Annotated in this window: 12 protein-coding genes, 1 tRNA gene and 1 pseudogene; 9 read left to right on the forward strand and 5 right to left on the reverse strand. The window is 69.6% G+C overall.

Annotated elements, in window-relative coordinates; genetic code table 11:
- The 4 genes and pseudogenes from U1T56_RS16400 (at window position 1) to U1T56_RS16415 (ending at window position 4,236) form a co-directional block, all read left to right on the forward strand.
- A tRNA-Gln gene (locus U1T56_RS16400) sits at window positions 1–75 on the forward strand.
- Between the two features lie 428 nt (window positions 76–503).
- Window positions 504–1,048 (forward strand): annotated as a pseudogene (dcd, locus tag U1T56_RS16405) (dCTP deaminase).
- A 534-nt stretch (window positions 1,049–1,582) separates the two neighbouring features.
- Window positions 1,583–2,974 carry a threonine synthase gene (gene thrC / locus U1T56_RS16410; protein ID WP_418160599.1) on the forward strand — a complete coding sequence of 464 codons (1,392 nt, stop codon included), beginning with the start codon at window positions 1,583–1,585 and terminating at the stop codon, window positions 2,972–2,974.
- A complete protein-coding gene (locus U1T56_RS16415) occupies window positions 2,971–4,236 on the forward strand; it encodes a M16 family metallopeptidase (RefSeq protein WP_418160564.1) in 1,266 nt (421 codons plus the stop codon). The genes thrC and U1T56_RS16415 overlap by 4 nt, the downstream gene beginning before the upstream one ends.
- A gap of 421 nt (window positions 4,237–4,657) precedes the next feature.
- Here the strand turns inward: U1T56_RS16415 and U1T56_RS16420 are convergent, their stop codons facing one another.
- Window positions 4,658–5,374, reverse strand: coding sequence for a hypothetical protein (locus tag U1T56_RS16420; protein ID WP_418160565.1), 717 nt, complete (start codon window positions 5,372–5,374; stop codon window positions 4,658–4,660).
- A gap of 692 nt (window positions 5,375–6,066) precedes the next feature.
- On the opposite strand from U1T56_RS16420, the gene U1T56_RS16425 reads away from it, so the two are divergent.
- Window positions 6,067–6,879 (forward strand): hypothetical protein, encoded by an 813-nt coding sequence (locus U1T56_RS16425; protein ID WP_418160566.1) that lies wholly within the window; start codon window positions 6,067–6,069, stop codon window positions 6,877–6,879.
- Window positions 6,880–6,910: 31 nt separating this feature from the next.
- On the opposite strand, the gene U1T56_RS16430 is transcribed toward U1T56_RS16425, so the two are convergent.
- The 4 genes from U1T56_RS16430 to U1T56_RS16445 form a co-directional block, all read right to left on the reverse strand.
- Window positions 6,911–8,245 carry an 8-oxoguanine deaminase gene (locus U1T56_RS16430; protein ID WP_418160567.1) on the reverse strand — a complete coding sequence of 445 codons (1,335 nt, stop codon included), beginning with the start codon at window positions 8,243–8,245 and terminating at the stop codon, window positions 6,911–6,913.
- Window positions 8,246–8,425: 180 nt separating this feature from the next.
- Window positions 8,426–9,163, reverse strand: a complete 738-nt coding sequence (locus U1T56_RS16435) for a calcium-binding protein (RefSeq protein WP_418160568.1) — start codon at window positions 9,161–9,163, stop codon at window positions 8,426–8,428.
- A 229-nt stretch (window positions 9,164–9,392) separates the two neighbouring features.
- Window positions 9,393–9,854, reverse strand: coding sequence for a YybH family protein (locus tag U1T56_RS16440; protein ID WP_418160569.1), 462 nt, complete (start codon window positions 9,852–9,854; stop codon window positions 9,393–9,395).
- 361 nt (window positions 9,855–10,215) lie between these two features.
- Window positions 10,216–11,997, reverse strand: a complete 1,782-nt coding sequence (locus U1T56_RS16445; protein ID WP_418160570.1) for a hypothetical protein — start codon at window positions 11,995–11,997, stop codon at window positions 10,216–10,218.
- A gap of 110 nt (window positions 11,998–12,107) precedes the next feature.
- On the opposite strand from U1T56_RS16445, the gene U1T56_RS16450 reads away from it, so the two are divergent.
- The 4 genes from U1T56_RS16450 (at window position 12,108) to U1T56_RS16465 (ending at window position 16,185) form a co-directional block, all read left to right on the forward strand.
- On the forward strand, window positions 12,108–13,100 hold the full coding sequence (locus U1T56_RS16450) for a Bug family tripartite tricarboxylate transporter substrate binding protein (protein ID WP_418160571.1): 993 nt from the start codon (window positions 12,108–12,110) through the stop codon (window positions 13,098–13,100).
- 64 nt (window positions 13,101–13,164) lie between these two features.
- The gene (locus U1T56_RS16455; protein ID WP_418160572.1) at window positions 13,165–14,139 is read left to right on the forward strand and encodes a Bug family tripartite tricarboxylate transporter substrate binding protein; all 975 of its coding nucleotides are present in this window, start codon (window positions 13,165–13,167) and stop codon (window positions 14,137–14,139) included.
- Window positions 14,140–14,155: 16 nt separating this feature from the next.
- Window positions 14,156–14,662, forward strand: coding sequence for a tripartite tricarboxylate transporter TctB family protein (locus U1T56_RS16460; protein WP_418160573.1), 507 nt, complete (start codon window positions 14,156–14,158; stop codon window positions 14,660–14,662).
- Between the two features lie 14 nt (window positions 14,663–14,676).
- On the forward strand, window positions 14,677–16,185 hold the full coding sequence (locus U1T56_RS16465; protein WP_418160574.1) for a tripartite tricarboxylate transporter permease: 1,509 nt from the start codon (window positions 14,677–14,679) through the stop codon (window positions 16,183–16,185).

Genomic DNA, 16,185 nt, shown 5'->3' on the forward strand with positions numbered 1-16,185 from the left:
TGGGGCGTCGCCAAGCGGTAAGGCAGCGGACTTTGGATCCGCCATTCGTAGGTTCGAATCCTACCGCCCCAGCCAATCTTTCCAAGGGTTTCGCCTGTGACAGGATCGCGCGCGGACTCTTGCGCCTTCCTAGCCATGGGCTATTGATCGCCAGCCGCTTTTTGGAACAGCATGTGGCGGGCTGCCGTTGTAGGCTGCGCGACATCAAAGAACGAAACCACAACCAACCTCGCCAAGGGGGTAGGAACATGTGAGATACACCGATCGAGTGGAAGGGCCTGGGCCATCCGAGGCCGTGGTGACGATCCGCACGGCCGAGGGGGTCGACGAGGAGGTCATTGTCCATAACAGCAGATCGCGGACGACACGATCGAGGTTGGCGGCGTGCTCGAGCGCGAGGGCTCCTATCTGGTCGAGCTGCCGCAGGAATCCACTTCCGGAAACTGGCGAATTTGGGTGCCCGCTTCCGACGTCGAGTAACAGGCGAACGGGCGGGGTAGCGCATGATCCTTACGGATAGAGAGATCCAGCTGGCGATCGAGAGTGGTCAGATCGTCATCAGCCCTCGCCCGGATCCCACGGTCTACAGCTCGACCAGTGTCGACCTCACCTTGGCCGCGGATGGGCTGCGCTGGAAGAACACTCCCGGCATGCCCATCCAACCAGGTGCGCCCGGCTTCAAGTACACGTCGATCAGCCACCTGCAGGAGAAGGTGACGATCCGACAGTACCACCTGAAGCCGAAGTCGTTCCTTCTCGCCTGGACCCGGGAGACCGTCGAGCTGCCGATCCGCTCCAGGATCGCTGCCCGGGTCGAAGGGAAGAGCTCGATCGCCCGCCTGGGCGTCGGGATCCATATCACCGCGCCTACGATCCCGCCGGGTTTCGCGGCCAGATCCAGCTCGAGATGTCCAACTTCGCCGAGCACGAGATCATCCTCGACGAGGGGATGAAGATCTGTCAGCTGATTTTCGAGATGACGATGGGCACGCCCCAGGCGGCCTATACTGGCATGTTTGCCGGCCAGAAAGCCGGCAGCGGCAGCTAGCTGTTCGGACGCTTTCTTCACCGCCCGCTCCAGCTTCGTGATCGCCGCCTTGGCCTGGCGGCGGGTCGCGACCCAGTAGGTGTCGAGAATCCGCTGCGTCTCCTCGATCGCGTGGCCGGTGATGCTCGCGCTCTCGGGCGTGCTGCCGCCGGCTTCGGCCAGGTGCACCACGGCCGAGCGGCGCCGGGCGAGATGCCCGGATGCCTGGTATCGCGAGCCGCGACCGACCTTGCCACCGTGCAGTGTCGGTTCCGCGGTTCCGGCGCAAGCAGGCTCGCATCCGGCCGACCTTTCAGCCGCACCAGCAGCTCGGGGGCCTCCTCCACCGCGGCCTTCTCGGCGCGCGAGCCTGTGGCCGCTGGCGGCTGCCATATCGACACGTCGTCGGTACCGATGGCGGTCCGCATCGCACCTGCATCGTGCACCCGCCCCATGGGGCACGATGCATCCCGGCGCCGGCTGCATCCCTGCGCGCCCTTGAGCCCGCGGCCCCTTCCGCCTAAGACCCTGGCGAGCCCGAGAGAGACGAGGATGATCACCTACATCAGCACCCGCGGGCAGGCCGGGCGGCGCAGCTTCGAGGACGTGCTCCTGGCCGGCCTCGCCGAGGATGGCGGCCTGTTCGTGCCCGAGATCTGGCCGACCTTCGGCGCCGACGAGCTGCGCGCCATGCGCGGCCTCGACTACCCGAGCCTCGCCGCCCGGCTGCTCGCACCTTTCACCGAAGGCTGCTTCGGCCACGACGAGCTGCTCGGGCTCGCCCGCAAGGCCTATGCCTCCTTCGACCACGCCGCCACGGCACCCTTGCGCCACCTCGCCGGCGACGACTGGCTGCTCGAGCTGTTCCATGGGCCGACCCTGGCCTTCAAGGACTTCGCGATGCAGCTCCTCGCCGTCATGTTCGACGAGGTCCTGAGCCGACGCGGGCAGCAGCTCACCATCGTCGGTGCCACCTCGGGCGATACCGGGGCGGCAGCCGTGCATGCCTTCGCCGGCAAGCGGCAGATCCGCATCGCCATGCTGCACCCGGAAGGGCGCATCTCCCCGGTGCAGCGCCGGCAGATGACGACGGTGCGGGCCGACAACGTCCTCAACATCGCGCTGCGTGGCACCTTCGACGACTGCCAGGACCTCGTGAAGGCGATGTTCAACGACGCCGCCTTCCGCCAGCGGATGCGGCTCTCGGCCGTGAACTCGATCAACTGGGCCCGGGTCGTGGCGCAGGTGGTCTACTATGTCTGGGCGGCCCTGCGTCTCGGCGCTCCCGACCGGCCGGTCGCCTTCACGGTTCCGACCGGCAATTTCGGCAACGTCTATGCCGGCCGGGTCGCGGCCGCGATCGGCCTGCCGGTGGCGAAGCTCGTCGTCGCCACCAACGAGAACGACATCCTCGCCCGCTTCTTCCAGCACCGCCGCTACGAGCGCGGCACGGTGGTGCCCACGACCAGCCCGTCCATGGACATCCAGGTCGCGAGCAACTTCGAGCGCCTGCTGCTCGAGCTCGAAGGCGGCGACACGGCGCGCACCCGTGCCCGCATGCAGGCCTTCGCCCAGAGCGGTGCCTTCGCGCTCGAGACGCTGGGCGAGGTCGCCCACCTGTTCGCGGGTGGCACTGCCGACCAGGGTACCGTCGCCGAGACCATCGCCGCGACGCTGCATGCGACGGGCGAGCTGGTCGATCCGCACACCGCCGTGGCGCTCGCCGTCGCAGTCCGGCACCGGCCCTTGCCCGGTGTGCCGATGGTGAGCCTCGCCACGGCGCATCCCGCCAAGTTTCCCGACGCCGTCCGGGCCGCCACCGGCATCGTCCCGGATCTGCCGGCGCGCTATGCCGACCTGATGACCCGGCCCGAGCGCTGCGTTTCCCTCGACAACGACCTGCACGCGGTCGAGACGGCCGTGTGCCAGCAATTCGGAGCCGCATGAGCGATCTCTACCGGATCACCAAGCTCGACAACGGCCTGCGCGTCGTGAGCGAGCTCATGCCCCGCCTCGAGACCGCCGCGCTGGGTGTCTGGGTCGATGTCGGCACCCGCTACGAGCCGGCCGAGGTCAACGGTGTCGCCCATCTCCTCGAGCACATGGCCTTCAAGGGGACGAGGACCCGCTCGGCGCGCGCCATCGCCGAGGAGATCGAGCGCGTGGGCGGCAGCCTCAACGCCTACACCTCGCGCGAGCACACCGCCTACTATGCCCGCATCCTGGGCTCGGACGTGGCGCTCGCGGCCGACATCATCGCCGACATCCTGCAGCGCTCGACCTTCGATCCGGCCGAGCTCGAGAAGGAGCGCCACGTCGTTCTCCAGGAGATCGGCCAGGTCAGGGACACGCCGGACGATCTCGTCTTCGACCTCCTCCAGGAGGCCGCCTATCCTGACCAGCCGATGGGCCGCTCCATCCTGGGGCCGGAAGCGATCGTCGCGACCATGCCGCGCGAGGCCCTGATCGACTACATGGCCCGTCATTACGGGCCCGCGCGCATGGTGCTCTCCGCCGCCGGCAAGGTGGACCACGACCATCTGGTCGAGCTCGCCTCCCGCCTCTTCCGCGATCTGCCCGCGACCGCCGGTACGCCGGCTCCTGCCGCCCGCTACCAGGGCGGCAGCCGGATCGAGCGCCGCCCCGACCTCGAGCAGGTTCATGTCTGTCTCGGCCTCGAGGGCGTGGCCTACCACGATCCCGACCATTTCGCGCTCCAGGTCCTCTCGACGGCCTTGGGCGGCGGCATGTCCTCGCGCCTGTTCCAGGAGGCGCGCGAGGAGCGGGGCTTGTGCTATTCGATCTTCTCCTTCGCCTCGGCCTATGCCGACACCGGCACGCTCGGCGTCTATGCCGGGACCGATCCCGAGGACGTCGAGGAGCTGCTCGCGGTGGTGGCCGACGAGACCCGATCCCTGATCGAGGAGCCGCGCGAGGACGAGCTCGTCCGCGCCCGCGCCCAGCTCAAGGCCAGCCTGTTCATGGGCCTTGAGAGCTGCTCCGCCGTCTGCGAGGACAATGCCCGCCAGCTCCTGTGCTTCGGCCGGCGGATCCCGAGCGAGGAGATCGTGGCCCGGATCGATGCGGTCGACACCGATGCCATCCGCCGCCTCGGCCGACGCCTTCTCGCCGGCAAGGGCCTGACGCTCGCCGCCGTGGGTCCGCTCGAGGCGCTGCCGCCGGTCGATCTCACGCCGCTCGCCGTGTGAGGCAAGAAGAAACTGCCGGGCGGGGAGCCACCCGGCAGCAAGTCACGCCTCAAAGTTGGAAACGACACGACAGGCATACGCAACCGGCGTGCCAGGTCGCCCGGCACCACCCACGTCCACCGATGCTGCGGAGGCGAGCGGGAAGGCTGCGCCGATTCGCGTTTCGCGATGCAGGCGGCGACGACGATTGCGAGCTCCTTTCCGGAAATCGGCCGTGCCGCCGCGATGGCCCGGCGCGTGCGGCCACGTTCCGAAGGATGGGCGGGCCGATACCGTTCTCGAGCGGGTCGGGAACGCCTCTCCGAACATCGCGTGCGATCGGACCCTGCCCGGCTGGAGGAGGCGCGCGCCCGGTGCTTCGGACGATGGCTCGGAAAACAAAAAAACTGCCGGATGGAGCCCATCCGGCAGCAGGTCACGCCTAGTCGGAAAAGAAACCGACAAGACCCGAGCAACCGGCGTGCCGGGCATCTGAAATGCCGGGCCTTTCCGCGCCGAGAAAGGCCGAGGCCGGCGCGGACGAGGAGCGCTCGCGCCCTATGGCATAGGATGCTACGGCCTCTCGGTACGTTCCACCTGCATCCGCTGCACGCTGCTGCTCCGCTCCCGGCCTGAGGCGATCCACGAGGCCAGTCTCCGGTCGATCTCGTACCATCTTATGTATTGCGTGACTGTACTTGCGTACAGCCAATTCGCTCTGCCCCAAACACATTCGTAAATTTTCCGTAAAAGGAAGAAGTCCAAGGCGAACACTCCAGCCGTCATTTGACGGAGTGGAGACAATACGGGAAACGCTCATGCGTATCTTCAAGATCGTTGCCGTCTCTCTTGTCGTCGGTCTCGGCTTCGTCGGCATGGCCGATGCCGGCCAGAAGCACAGCGCCAGCTCCAATGCCAAGGCGAGCGCCAGCGGCGGCAGGCTCTCCGGGGCGGTGACGAGCACCACGGCCCAGACCGGCAGCCACAGGTCGGCTTCGGGCGCGCTCTCGACCTCCTTCAACGAGCGCTCGCTCTCCCTCGGCATCGGCCAGGCCGAGGCGCTGGGGCAGAACACCAGGACCTCGACCAGCACGACGAGCAAGGTGTCGGGCGGCTGGTCGAGCTCGACCAGCAGCTCGTCGGCCTCTTCCTCGAGCAACTGAGACGATCTCGGGCCCGACCCTCGACCGAAGGCCGGGCCCGCTTTCCTTCCTCCGCTCGCAAGGGCGGAGGAAGGGCTCGCCTCCGGCTCGTCGGAGTTGTGGTGGCGCGCTACCCGTGACCACCACCCTGAGGCCGATTTCGCCGAACGCCGGGGCCACGGCGGCCCTCGAGCCACCATCAGCGGCCTCGCGGCCGCGACCCGCACGACGAGTCCCACCGATGAAGAGTCCTGCTCGCGTCGCTCTGGCGCTCTGCCTCGCCACAGCGTTACCCCTGACATCGACCCTGGCCCGCGACGGTCAGCAAGGCTATTCCCGCCGTGGTGAGAGCGGGGCAGCCGAGACGCCCGGCACGAGTTCCGGCGTCGTTCGGGGCAACGGGTGGAAGACGAGAGCCGAGACATCCGTCGAGACCAGCGCCACCCATGGCACCGCCGGCGGCAGCGCCGATGCTCTTGCCGATGCGCAGCCCGGCATGTCCCGGGCAACGGCCTGGAGTCGGTCCAGCGCCCAGGTCAAGGTCTCGGCGAAGAAATCCTCCGATACGAGCGCCAAGGCTGCCGGTGGGGGCAGCCCCGGGCAGACAATGTCTGTGGATGGCGGCATTCCGACGCTTGCGGCCGCTACCGCCCCGCAGGCGTCGCCCGGCTCCGAGCCGGAACGCGGGGCGGAGAGCAGGACTGCGGCCGTGGCCGAGAGCTCGTCCGAAGGAGGCCGCTCGTGGGCGGGATTGCGGGCGAGCGCCATCGCGACGACGTTCGCCGTCACCACCGGACCTCGTGCCGATGCCGGCGCCATGGCCGACGCCAGGGCGTTCGGCCCTTACACCAGCACGAGCGCCAGCACTCGGACGATGGCCCGTGCCACCTCGCTCATGCGCGCCGCCGTCGCGGTGGCGGGCGCGGTAGCCGGAGCGTTCGCCAGCGAAGAGGCGCAGCAGCAAGGTATGCCCAAAGGCCTGCCCAAGGGGCTGATCGACCAGGCGATCGCCCGTGCCGACGCTCAGGCGATGGCGACCGGGCAGCGCACCTTCACCGCCACGGCGCCACGAGCCCTGACCACCGTGCGCGAGGATGCCGTGATCGCGGAGGCCTACTCGACCTCGGTGGCGATCTCCTACGGCGATCCGGACGTAGGGGTGACCAACGACAAAGGCAGGAAGGGTGAGCCGGCAAAGAATCCCGACCCGGCGCAGAATCCTGCCACGGCAAAGAACCCCGACCAGCCTCGTACCGAGCCGACTCCGATCGGGCAGAAGGTCGGCGAGGAGCAGCCCTCCATCACGGCACCCGCCTCGACTGGACCGGAGACGGTTCGGAACGATGAGCAGGTCGCCACTGCTCCCGCCGCGAAGGCACCCCGGCGCGCCGGGCACGATGCGCCGCGCCCCGGCCCCAAGTGGACGAGCGCAGGCGCAAAGGAAGATCTGCCCCTGCCGTGGGCCAGCGAGCCCTGCTGCAAGCGTCTGGTCCAGATCCCGAGCCGCTACGCTCTCTACTGAGGGGCGCGAAGCTCCTCCGGTCGAAGGCTGCTCAAGCGAACCGCTGCGCCGCTGCCCCGTGCAGACGGCGCAGCTCCGTTACGTCCAGGTCGAGCGGCATGCCGTCCTCCACCCGCCATTCCCCTGCCACCATCACCCGGTCGGCGCGATGGGCACCGCATAGGACCAGGGCCGCGAGCGGGTCGTGGCCGCCCGAGAAGCGGAGCTCGTCGAGGGTGAAGAGGGCGAGGTCGGCCTCTTTGCCGGGGGCGAGCGTACCGATGTCGTCGCGGCCGAGGCAGCGGGCCGAGCCGGCGGTGGCCCAGCGCAGTGCGTCCAGGTGGGTGACGGCGGCAGCGCTGCCATAGTGCAGGCGGTTGACCATGAGCGCGTGGCGTACACCCTCCATGAGGTTGGAGGAGTCGTTGGAGGCCGAGCCGTCGACACCCAGGCCCAGGGGCGCGCCCGCTGCCTCGAGCTCGCGGGTGCGGCAGAAGCCCGAGGCCAGGACGGCGTTCGAGGTCGGACAGTGGCATACACCGACACCGTGGCGGCCGAGGGTCCGGCATTCCTCGGGCGTGAAATGGATGCCGTGGGCGAGCCAGGTGCTCGGCCCGAGCCAGCCGACCTCCTCCAGGAGCTGAATCGGGCGGCAGCCATAGGTTCGCACGCAGTAGGCGTCCTCGTCGCGGGTCTCGGCGAGATGGGTGTGGAGGCGGCAGCGGAAGCGCTCGGCGAGGCCGGCCGATTCACGCATCAGGCGCTTGGTCACGGAGAAAGGCGAGCAGGGGGCGAGGGCAATCTGGATCAGAGCACCTTCGGCCGGGTCGTGATAGCGGGCGAGCACGCGCTCGCAGTCGGCAAGGATCGTGTCCTCGTCCTGGACCACGCTGTCGGGCGGCAGACCGCCGTCCTTTCGCGACAGGTTCATCGAGCCCCGGCTCACTGTCATGCGGATGCCGAGCTTTCTCGCCTCCTCGACCTCGATGTCGATCGCCTGCTCGAGCCCGCGCGGGAAAAGATAATGGTGGTCGGCGGCGGTGGTGACGCCCGAGAGCAGGAGTTCGGTGAGCGCCACCCGGACCGCGAGGCGGAAGCTGTCGGGGTCGAGCCGGCTCCAGATCGGGTAGAGGGCCTCGAGCCAAGGGAACAGCTCCTTGTCGATGGCAGCGGGATGAGCCCTGGTCAGGGTCTGGTAGAAGTGATGGTGGGTGTTGACGAGGCCGGGCAGGACGACGTGACGCGAGGCGTCGAACACCGCGTCGACCTTCCCCTCGGGCTCGCGGCCACGGCCGACGAGCTCCACGATCCGCGAGCCCTCGATCACGAGGCCCCGCGCCGCACCCTCGGCCAGGATGGCGAGGGGATCCCTGATCCATAAGCGCATGACAGACACCGCTCCGCTTCACCGCCCTCGCTGGCACGGGCGGGTGCCGGCGTTGATCGCCCCGCGTGCCGCCGCCCGCAAGCCTCCGGAGCCGCGAAGGTTCTTCGCCGCCGGGCCACCCGGAACGCGCCTCGTCCGGGCAGGGAGCGGTCCACGGGGGTGTTCCCGAGGCTCCGTGCGCTACAGGACGAAATCGGCCAGCGTGAGCGCCGTCGCTCCCTCGAGCGTCAGCCGATGCTCGCCCTCGCGCCAGTCGAGCGACCGCACCGCCGCGACGAAGTCGATCGTCATCGTCCGACCCGCTACATCCACGCCATCGTCCCGGCCGTCGATGCGTCGGTCGTGGTTGCTGTCGAGCATCGTGAAGGTCTCGTCGCTGCCCGTCGAGATATAGCCGCCGCCCGGATTGGGCTTCCAGAGCTGGATGTAGAGCCGGTCCTTCCCGGCCTCGAACCCGGCGAAGGTGGTCGCGTAGTTCCAGGCCAGGAACCTGTCCCCGGCATATTCGCCGTCGGTCAGGATCTCCAGCTCGTCGTGCCCGGCCCCGCCGCTGCAGACGCCGCCCTCGACCGCGAGGACGTCGTCGCCTGCACCGCCCAGGATCGTGTCGCCCCGCCCGCCATAGATCCGGTCGTCGCCGGTCCCGCCCCGCAACAGGTCGGCACCGTCGTCCGCATAATCGAAGATCGTATCGTCGCCGGCACCCCCGAACAGGCGATCGTCGCCGGGCCCGCCGGCCAGGGTACCGGCGCCGATGCCGCCAAAGGCGATATCGTCGCCGGCACCGGCGAAGAGCATGTCGTCGCCCCTGCCGCCGAGCAGAACGTCGTCCCCGGCCAGAGCCAATATCCGTTCGCCGCGGACACCGCCGAGAAAGATGTCGTCGCCGTCCGTCAGCCTGACGGCTGGTCTCGCCATTTCCTGCCTCCAACGAACGGCAGACCCTTGGATCCAGGCCGGGGATCGGCGCCAGGCAGCGGATCGCTCTCGATGCCGGGACCGGGGATGTTTCGGCCGAGCCGGCGCGCTTCCCGTTCACCGGCTTCTCGAAGCACGGCGAAGCTCTGCGGACCTCGGTTCGACGGCTCTGGCCCCGCTGCTCGCCGGTGGGCACGAGCAGCGGGGCCGATCACCCGACGATGCCGAACTAGTTCCAGGTATGCAGCCAGATGGCGAGCCCACCGTCCCCGTGCCGGGCGAAGACGATCGTGGCGATGCCGCCGAACGTCGCTGGCCTGCCCTGCGCGTCGCGCCCCCTGGCCGACCATCTCGCCGCGGTCACGATGGTCCGGACATCGCTGCGGAAGGTGACGAGGTCGAGCGTGTGGCCGTGCAGGCCGGCGTCGAACGCCGCTCGCCAGAACCTGCGGATGGCTGTCCGTCCGCGAACGATGTCGTGCGTCGGCGGGAGCAGCACGGCGCGCTCGGCGTACAGGGCCGCTACCGAGGCCGCATTGCCGAATGCCGCATTGAAGGCCCGATAGGCCTGCTCGATCCGCTGCCTGTCCGAGGCGAGGTGATGGTCATCGAACATCTCGGCCGCCAGAGCGGGCGAGGCCGTCAGCAGCCCGGTCCCCGACAGAGCGAGCGCCATACGCCGTGAGAGCATGCTCGATTCCTCCTGATCCGTTTCTGGTTGCCGGATAGAGTGATGCTTCGAAGGATCCACGTTGAATCGGGCCAATGCCGACCGCGACCCGCTGCGCCGACCCGCCAGCCAGGTGCATGCGTGACCTTGCAGGAGAGCAGATGCACGGGTGAGCCTCCCTGCTCTGGCAACGTGATCTGCATCTTCGAAGAACATTATGTTCAAAATAATTATGACGAGAGACGTGCGGGAGGTCCAGTATGTCATGATTTTGGATGATGGCCGGCTTCGAAGTTATATTCGTTCGCTTTCGGAACGGAAAACGTCGAGGAATTGTAGCAGCCTCCTACGGAAGATCGCATCGAGCTGCCGCGGGTAAGCGCTAGAGTTGCGCCCGCAGCCGGACGAGGCTCGCCCGAAGCTGCCGCCGGTAGCACCGGGCCAGGCATCGCATCCGCTCTCCTTCGGCCGTCTCGCCGAGCGCGGTGGCGTCGAAGCTCGCCTGCCCCAGCCGGGCGGCGAGGTAGGCGAGCTCGTAGAACGGCAGGCGGGCGGCCAGGCCGGGATCGCCGGTGCGATCCGCCACGGCTCGGGCGAGATCGGCGAGGGCGGCAGGGGCGAGGGCGAATTCGGCGCCGAAGCCGGCCAGGTCCCAGGCGATGTCGGTGGGGCCGGGATACAGGTGGTCGGCGTGGTGATCGGTGTTGTCGACCTTGCAGTAGCCGTGCCCGGTCGCGAGCCATTCGTGCGGCCGGACACGGCCGTCGATCGCCACCGCCGGCACCTCGCCGAAGCCGCGGAGATGGCGGTCGAGGCCGGCGAGGCCGGCGGGCTCGCCGAGGCCTTCGGCGAGGTTGGTGCGGATCATCTCGAGCAGGGCTTCCGGTCGGGCGGGCTCGCCGGTCGGGAAGCGGCGCGCGCGATGGACGAAGTAGCGGGCAGCCCAGCGCAGGAACGCGCCGTCGGCCCCGCCTGCCGCGAGCGGCCGACCGTCGATCCAGCGCTGGGCCAGGAATCCCTGCCGGTAGCCCAGGATCTCTGGTCCGAAGCCGGCTTCGGCCAGCGCCTGCCCGCGCGCGTGCGCCGCCCGGCCGTACCGCCCGAGGCCGGCGAACTTGTGCAGCACGGGGCGGCCGTACGTGCCCTCGGCCAGGAACTTGCGGCGCTCGAACATCGGCGCGGTGGCGGGCCAGGCCGCTTCGGTCGCGTAGACCAGACTGCGCCAGGCACCGCCCGAGAGCTCGCGGCTGCCGGCCGGGAAGGGAGCGCGGGGGAGGATCGCCGCCTCGAACGGCACGTGCTCCTTCCGATGGCGCTGCCAGCGCGCCCTCGCTTCGTCGGAGATCAAGGTCGCCGGATCCGGGTCCCGGCTCGGGAACAGGACGATCCGCTCGTCCGGAATGCCGAGGCCGGAGAGCCAGGCGGCCGTGCCGCACAAGGAGGAGCCGCTGAGGCCGGGCCCCTCGTCGACGACGAGGAAGAAGCCGTCCTTGCGTGCCGGCAGCCATGCCGCGAGCCGGACGGTCGCGGCCGGCCGGCGGTCGAACGGATGGCCGCGCGGCCGCAGCGTCAGGCTCTCGACCGTCCAGCCTTCGGCCGCCAGCGTCGCCGCGACGACCGCGGCGAGGCTCGTGCCGATGCCGCGCAGTCCGATGCAGACGGCGCGGGCGGGTCCCGTCCGGCGGGCGAGCCGCTCGGCTGCCGCGAGATACATCTCCGGGTAGAGCGCATAGTAGGCGTAGCCTTCGGGCGTCTTGAGGCGGACGGGCGAGGGCAGGGGCAGCGCGGCCGCCTGCTCGAGCGCCGTGACAAGGGCTCGCGGCCATTCGGCCAAAGGCTCGCCGCGCCAGGAGGCGTGCAGCATCCGGCCGGCGCAGGAGCTCGCCCGTCGCAGCGCGTCGGCCAGGGGCGAGCGGTCGTCCCGCTCGGGGAACAATGCGTCGGCGATCGCCGCCTCCAGGACGCCGAGGTCGATCAGGAGTGCCACGAGATCGTCGCGCGCGGGCCCGCTCCGCCCCTGCAGCAGGGTGCCGGCCCGGGCCAGCAGGCCCGTCAGGAGCGGGCCCGGATCGGCCTCCTCGTCGTGGTCCCTGAAGACGATCATGGCCGACCCCGAGAACAGCGCACGGCCACGGGTAACCGGCAGACGCGCGCCCGGTTCCATGCCCGTGCCACGTGGATTTTCCGCGCGGGGGCGATGGTCGGGATCGAATCGGGACGAAATGGCGACTATGCTCGGGCTCGTTCATGAAGTTTCGGCAACGGGAGGCTCGTATGCATCCACGGTTCGATAGGGATGCCGCTCGTCTGTCGCGGCGGGTTCTGCTCGCCGGCATCGCGGCGTGCACGCTCGCCGGCTCCATCCCGGCACGGGCCGAGATCCAAGGCCTCGAGATCATCGCCCCGGCGAGCCCCGGCGGCGGCTGGGACCAGACGGCGCGCGCCATGCAGGCCGTGCTGCAGGAGACGGGCCTCGCCTCGGGCGTGCAGGTGCAGAACATCTCGGGTGCGGGTGGCACGATCGGGCTCGCCCAGTTCGTCACCAGCAAGAAGCGGAAGGGCGACGCCATCCTGGTCGGCGGCCTCGTCATGGAAGGGGCGATCCTCACCAACAAGGCGCCGGTGACACTCGCCGACGTGACGCCTTTGGCCCGGCTCACCGGCGAGTACGAGCTGGTCGTGGTACCGGCCGATTCCCCCATCAAGTCGATGGCCGACCTCGTCCAGAAGCTCGCGGCCGATCCGGGTTCGGTCTCCTGGGGCGGCGGCTCGGCGGGCGGCACCGACCACATCCTGGCCGGGCTGATCGCCAAGGCGGCGGGCGTCGACCCCAACAAGGTCAACTACATCGCCCATTCGGGTGGCGGCGAGGCTCTGTCCTCGATCCTGGGCGGGCACGTGACGGCCGGCATCAGCGGCTACGAGGAGTTCGCGCCGCAGATCGCGGCCGGCAAGCTGCGCGGCATCGCGATCTCCTCCGAGGAGCGTCTGCCGGGCATCGACGTACCGACCCTGAAGGAGCAGGGCCTCGACGTCTCGCTCGTGAACTGGCGTGGCGTGTTCGCTCCGCCGCAGATCCGGGACAAGGACAAGAAGGCTCTGGCCGAGGCCATCGACAAGATGGTGCAGAGCCCGCCGTGGAAGGACGTGCTCCAGAAGCGCGGCTGGATGGACCTCTATCTGCCCGCCGACAAGTTCGCGGCCTTCCTCGAGGAGGACCGGGCGAAGGTCGAGGGTACGCTCAAGGACATCGGTCTCGTCAAGTGATCCACCGTGGCCGGGGTGCCCGCCGCCCCGGCCCCCCTCCCGCACCGATGAAGGAGGCTCCGCCATGCCCGCCACGAGACGCGCTGCTATCGTCATGCTCGCGGCGGCACCGCTCGTCGGGGCCACGACGCCGGCCCTGGCAGCACCGCTCCTGCCGCAGCTCGAGATCATGGCACCGGCCGCAGCCGGCAGCGGCTGGAGCCAGACCGCACAGGCGATGAAGCAAGCCCTCGAGGGCGAAGGCCTCGTCGCCAGGGTCGCCATCGTCCAGGTGCCGGGTGCCGGCGGCACGGTGGGCCTCGCCCGGTTCGTGAAGGAGCGGCGCGGCCGCGGCGACGCCGTGCTGCTCACCGGGCTCGTCATGGTGGGAGCCGTGCTCGCCGGCAAGCCGGCCGCCTCGCTCGACGACGTGACGCCGCTCGCCCGGCTCGCCGGCGACTACGAGGTGGTGGTGGTGCCGGCCGGGTCCGATATCAAGACGCTGACCGACCTCACGCTGCGCCTCGCCACCGACACGCGCTCGGTCTCCTGGGCCGGCGGCTCGCTCGGCGGCACCGATCACATGCTCGCTGCCCTTCTCACCCACGAGGTCGGCGGCGAGGTCGTGCACCTGCACTACGCCCCTTATGCGGGCGGCGGCGAATCGCTGGCCGCCCTTCTCGGCGGCCACGTCACCGTGGGCGTCAACGGCTACCAGGAGTTCGCCACCGAGATCGCCGCCGGCCGGCTCAGAGCGCTCGCGATCTCGGCTCCCGGTCCCGTGCCCGGCATCGACATTCCGACCTTCGAGGAGCAGGGCGTGCCGCTCGAGCTCGTCGATTGGCGCGGCGTGATGGCAGCGCCCGGCATCGACGCGGCACAGGCGCAAGCACTGGGCGAGCTGATCGCCCGGATGGTGCGCACATCGACCTGGAAGGCCACGCTCGAGCAGCGCCGCTGGCAGGATCTCTACCAGCCGGCCGAAGCGTTCGGAGCGTTCCTCGAGGAGGAGCGGCGCCGGGTCCGCGAGCTCCTGGCCCGGGCGCGGCTCGTGAAATGAGGGGAGGCGGGAACGGATGACGACGGTACGGAGCCTGAGGCTCGGCGAGGCGGTTCTGGGCGGCGGGGTGCTGGCGCTCGGCGTCTTCATCGCCGTCGAGACGGCGCGGCTCGAAGTGGCGCCGAGCCATACCACGATCGGGCCGAGGCTGTTTCCGTCCCTGATCGCGGGCGGTCTGATCGTCATCGGCCTGCTCGTGCTGCGCGAGGCCTTTTTCGGCCACGTCGCCCACGAGCGCGGCCGGTTCGAGCTCGACTGGCTCGCGGTCGGCCTGGTCTCGGCCGGGCTCGTGGCGCAGATGCTCCTGCTCGAGACCTTGGGCTGGATCCCCGCCTCGACGCTCCTCTTCGTGGCGGCTGCCCGCGCCTTCGGCAGCCGGCGGCTGCTGCTCGATATGGTCATCGGCCTCGCTCTGACGGGGGCAGCCTTCGTCGTCTTCAACGCGGGCCTCGGCCTCACCCTGCCAACGGGCACCGCGATCGAGCGGTTGCTGCCCGGTGGCGGCGACGATAGCGGCGAGTAGGAGACTCGGATCCCATGGAAACCCTTGCCGCCCTCGCTCACGGCTTCGCCGTGGCGCTGACGCCGATGAACCTGCTCTGGTCGGCGCTGGGGGTCACGGTCGGCACCGCCATCGGCGTTCTGCCCGGCATCGGCCCGGCGCTCACCGTGGCGCTGCTGCTGCCGATCACCTACGACCTCGATCCGACCGCCGCCTTCATCATGTTCGGCGGCATCTATTACGGGGCGATGTACGGCGGCTCGACCACCGCCATCCTGCTCAACACACCGGGCGAATCGGGCAGCATCGTCACCGCCATCGACGGCCACGAGATGGCGCGCCAGGGCCGGGGGGCCCAGGCGCTCGCGATCGCCGCCATCGGCTCCTTCGTCGCCGGCACCATCGCCACGCTCGCCCTCACCTTCGTGGCCCCGGCACTGGTGAAGCTCGCGCTGCTGTTCGGCCCGGCGGAGTATTTCGCACTCATGGTCTTGGCACTCACCACCGTCACGGCCGTGCTCGGCGACAGCCTCGTGCGCGGGCTTGCGAGCCTGTTCTTCGGGCTGGCGCTGGGGCTGGTCGGCATCGACCTCCAGACCGGGCAGGCGCGCTTCACGCTCGGCATCCCGGAACTCCTGGACGGGATCGACACGGTCGTGGTGGCGGTAGGGCTCTTCGCCATCGGCGAGACCCTCTACAACGCCGCGCGCTTTCGCTTCGAGACCGAGGAGATCTACGCCCTCGAGGGCTCGATCTGGATGAGTCGGGAGGACTGGGCGCGCTCCTGGAAACCGTGGCTGCGGGGCACGCTTCTGGGCTTTCCGATCGGGGCGCTTCCGGCCGGTGGCTCCGAGATCCCGACCTTCCTCTCCTATCTGGTCGAGAAGCGCCTCGCGAAGAAGCCCGAGGAGTTCGGCAAGGGAGCGATCGAGGCCGTGGCCGGGCCCGAGGCTGCGAACAACGCCTCGGTCGCGGGCACGCTCGCCCCTCTGCTCTCTCTGGGCTTGCCGACCTCGGCCACGGCCGCGATCATGCTGGCCGCCTTCCAGCAGTACGGCCTCCAGCCCGGCCCCTTGCTGTTCGACAGCAATCCCGAGCTGGTCTGGGGCATGATCGCGAGTCTCTATATCGGCAACCTGCTCCTTCTGATCCTCAACCTGCCGATGGCGGGCGTGTGGGTGAAGTTGCTCGCGATCCCGCGGCCCTGGCTCTATGGCGGCATCCTCGTCTTCGCGACCCTGGGTGCCTACACCCTCAACAACAACGTGGTCGACCTCGTGATCCTTTGGCTCATCGGTGTTCTGGGCTTCGCGATGCGCGTGCTGGACGTGCCGATCGCCCCTTGCGTCGTGGGCCTGATCCTCGGGCCCTTGGCCGAGCAGCAGTTCCGCCGGGCGCTCGCGATCAGCCAGGGCGATCCGTCCGTCTTCCTCACCCACCCGCTGTCGCTCACTCTCCTGATCGTGGCCGCCCTCCTCGTCGCCGGGCCCGTGATCCTGCGTCGCCGGGCGCGGCGGGCCGAGCGGGAGGCCGCGGCCGCCTGA

Source organism: Benzoatithermus flavus, assembly GCF_037908215.1.
GTDB lineage: Bacteria > Pseudomonadota > Alphaproteobacteria > Geminicoccales > Geminicoccaceae > Benzoatithermus > Benzoatithermus flavus.

Coding starts and splice junctions, on each gene's coding strand:
- U1T56_RS16455 (WP_418160572.1), top strand. CDS start 13,165: ATGCCCGCCACGAGACGCGCTGCTATCGTCATGCTCGCGGCGGCACCG.
- U1T56_RS16445 (WP_418160570.1), bottom strand. CDS start 11,997: ATGGAACCGGGCGCGCGTCTGCCGGTTACCCGTGGCCGTGCGCTGTTC.
- U1T56_RS16440 (WP_418160569.1), bottom strand. CDS start 9,854: ATGCTCTCACGGCGTATGGCGCTCGCTCTGTCGGGGACCGGGCTGCTG.
- U1T56_RS16435 (WP_418160568.1), bottom strand. CDS start 9,163: ATGGCGAGACCAGCCGTCAGGCTGACGGACGGCGACGACATCTTTCTC.
- U1T56_RS16465 (WP_418160574.1), top strand. CDS start 14,677: ATGGAAACCCTTGCCGCCCTCGCTCACGGCTTCGCCGTGGCGCTGACG.
- U1T56_RS16430 (WP_418160567.1), bottom strand. CDS start 8,245: ATGCGCTTATGGATCAGGGATCCCCTCGCCATCCTGGCCGAGGGTGCG.
- U1T56_RS16415 (WP_418160564.1), top strand. CDS start 2,971: ATGAGCGATCTCTACCGGATCACCAAGCTCGACAACGGCCTGCGCGTC.
- U1T56_RS16450 (WP_418160571.1), top strand. CDS start 12,108: ATGCATCCACGGTTCGATAGGGATGCCGCTCGTCTGTCGCGGCGGGTT.
- U1T56_RS16460 (WP_418160573.1), top strand. CDS start 14,156: ATGACGACGGTACGGAGCCTGAGGCTCGGCGAGGCGGTTCTGGGCGGC.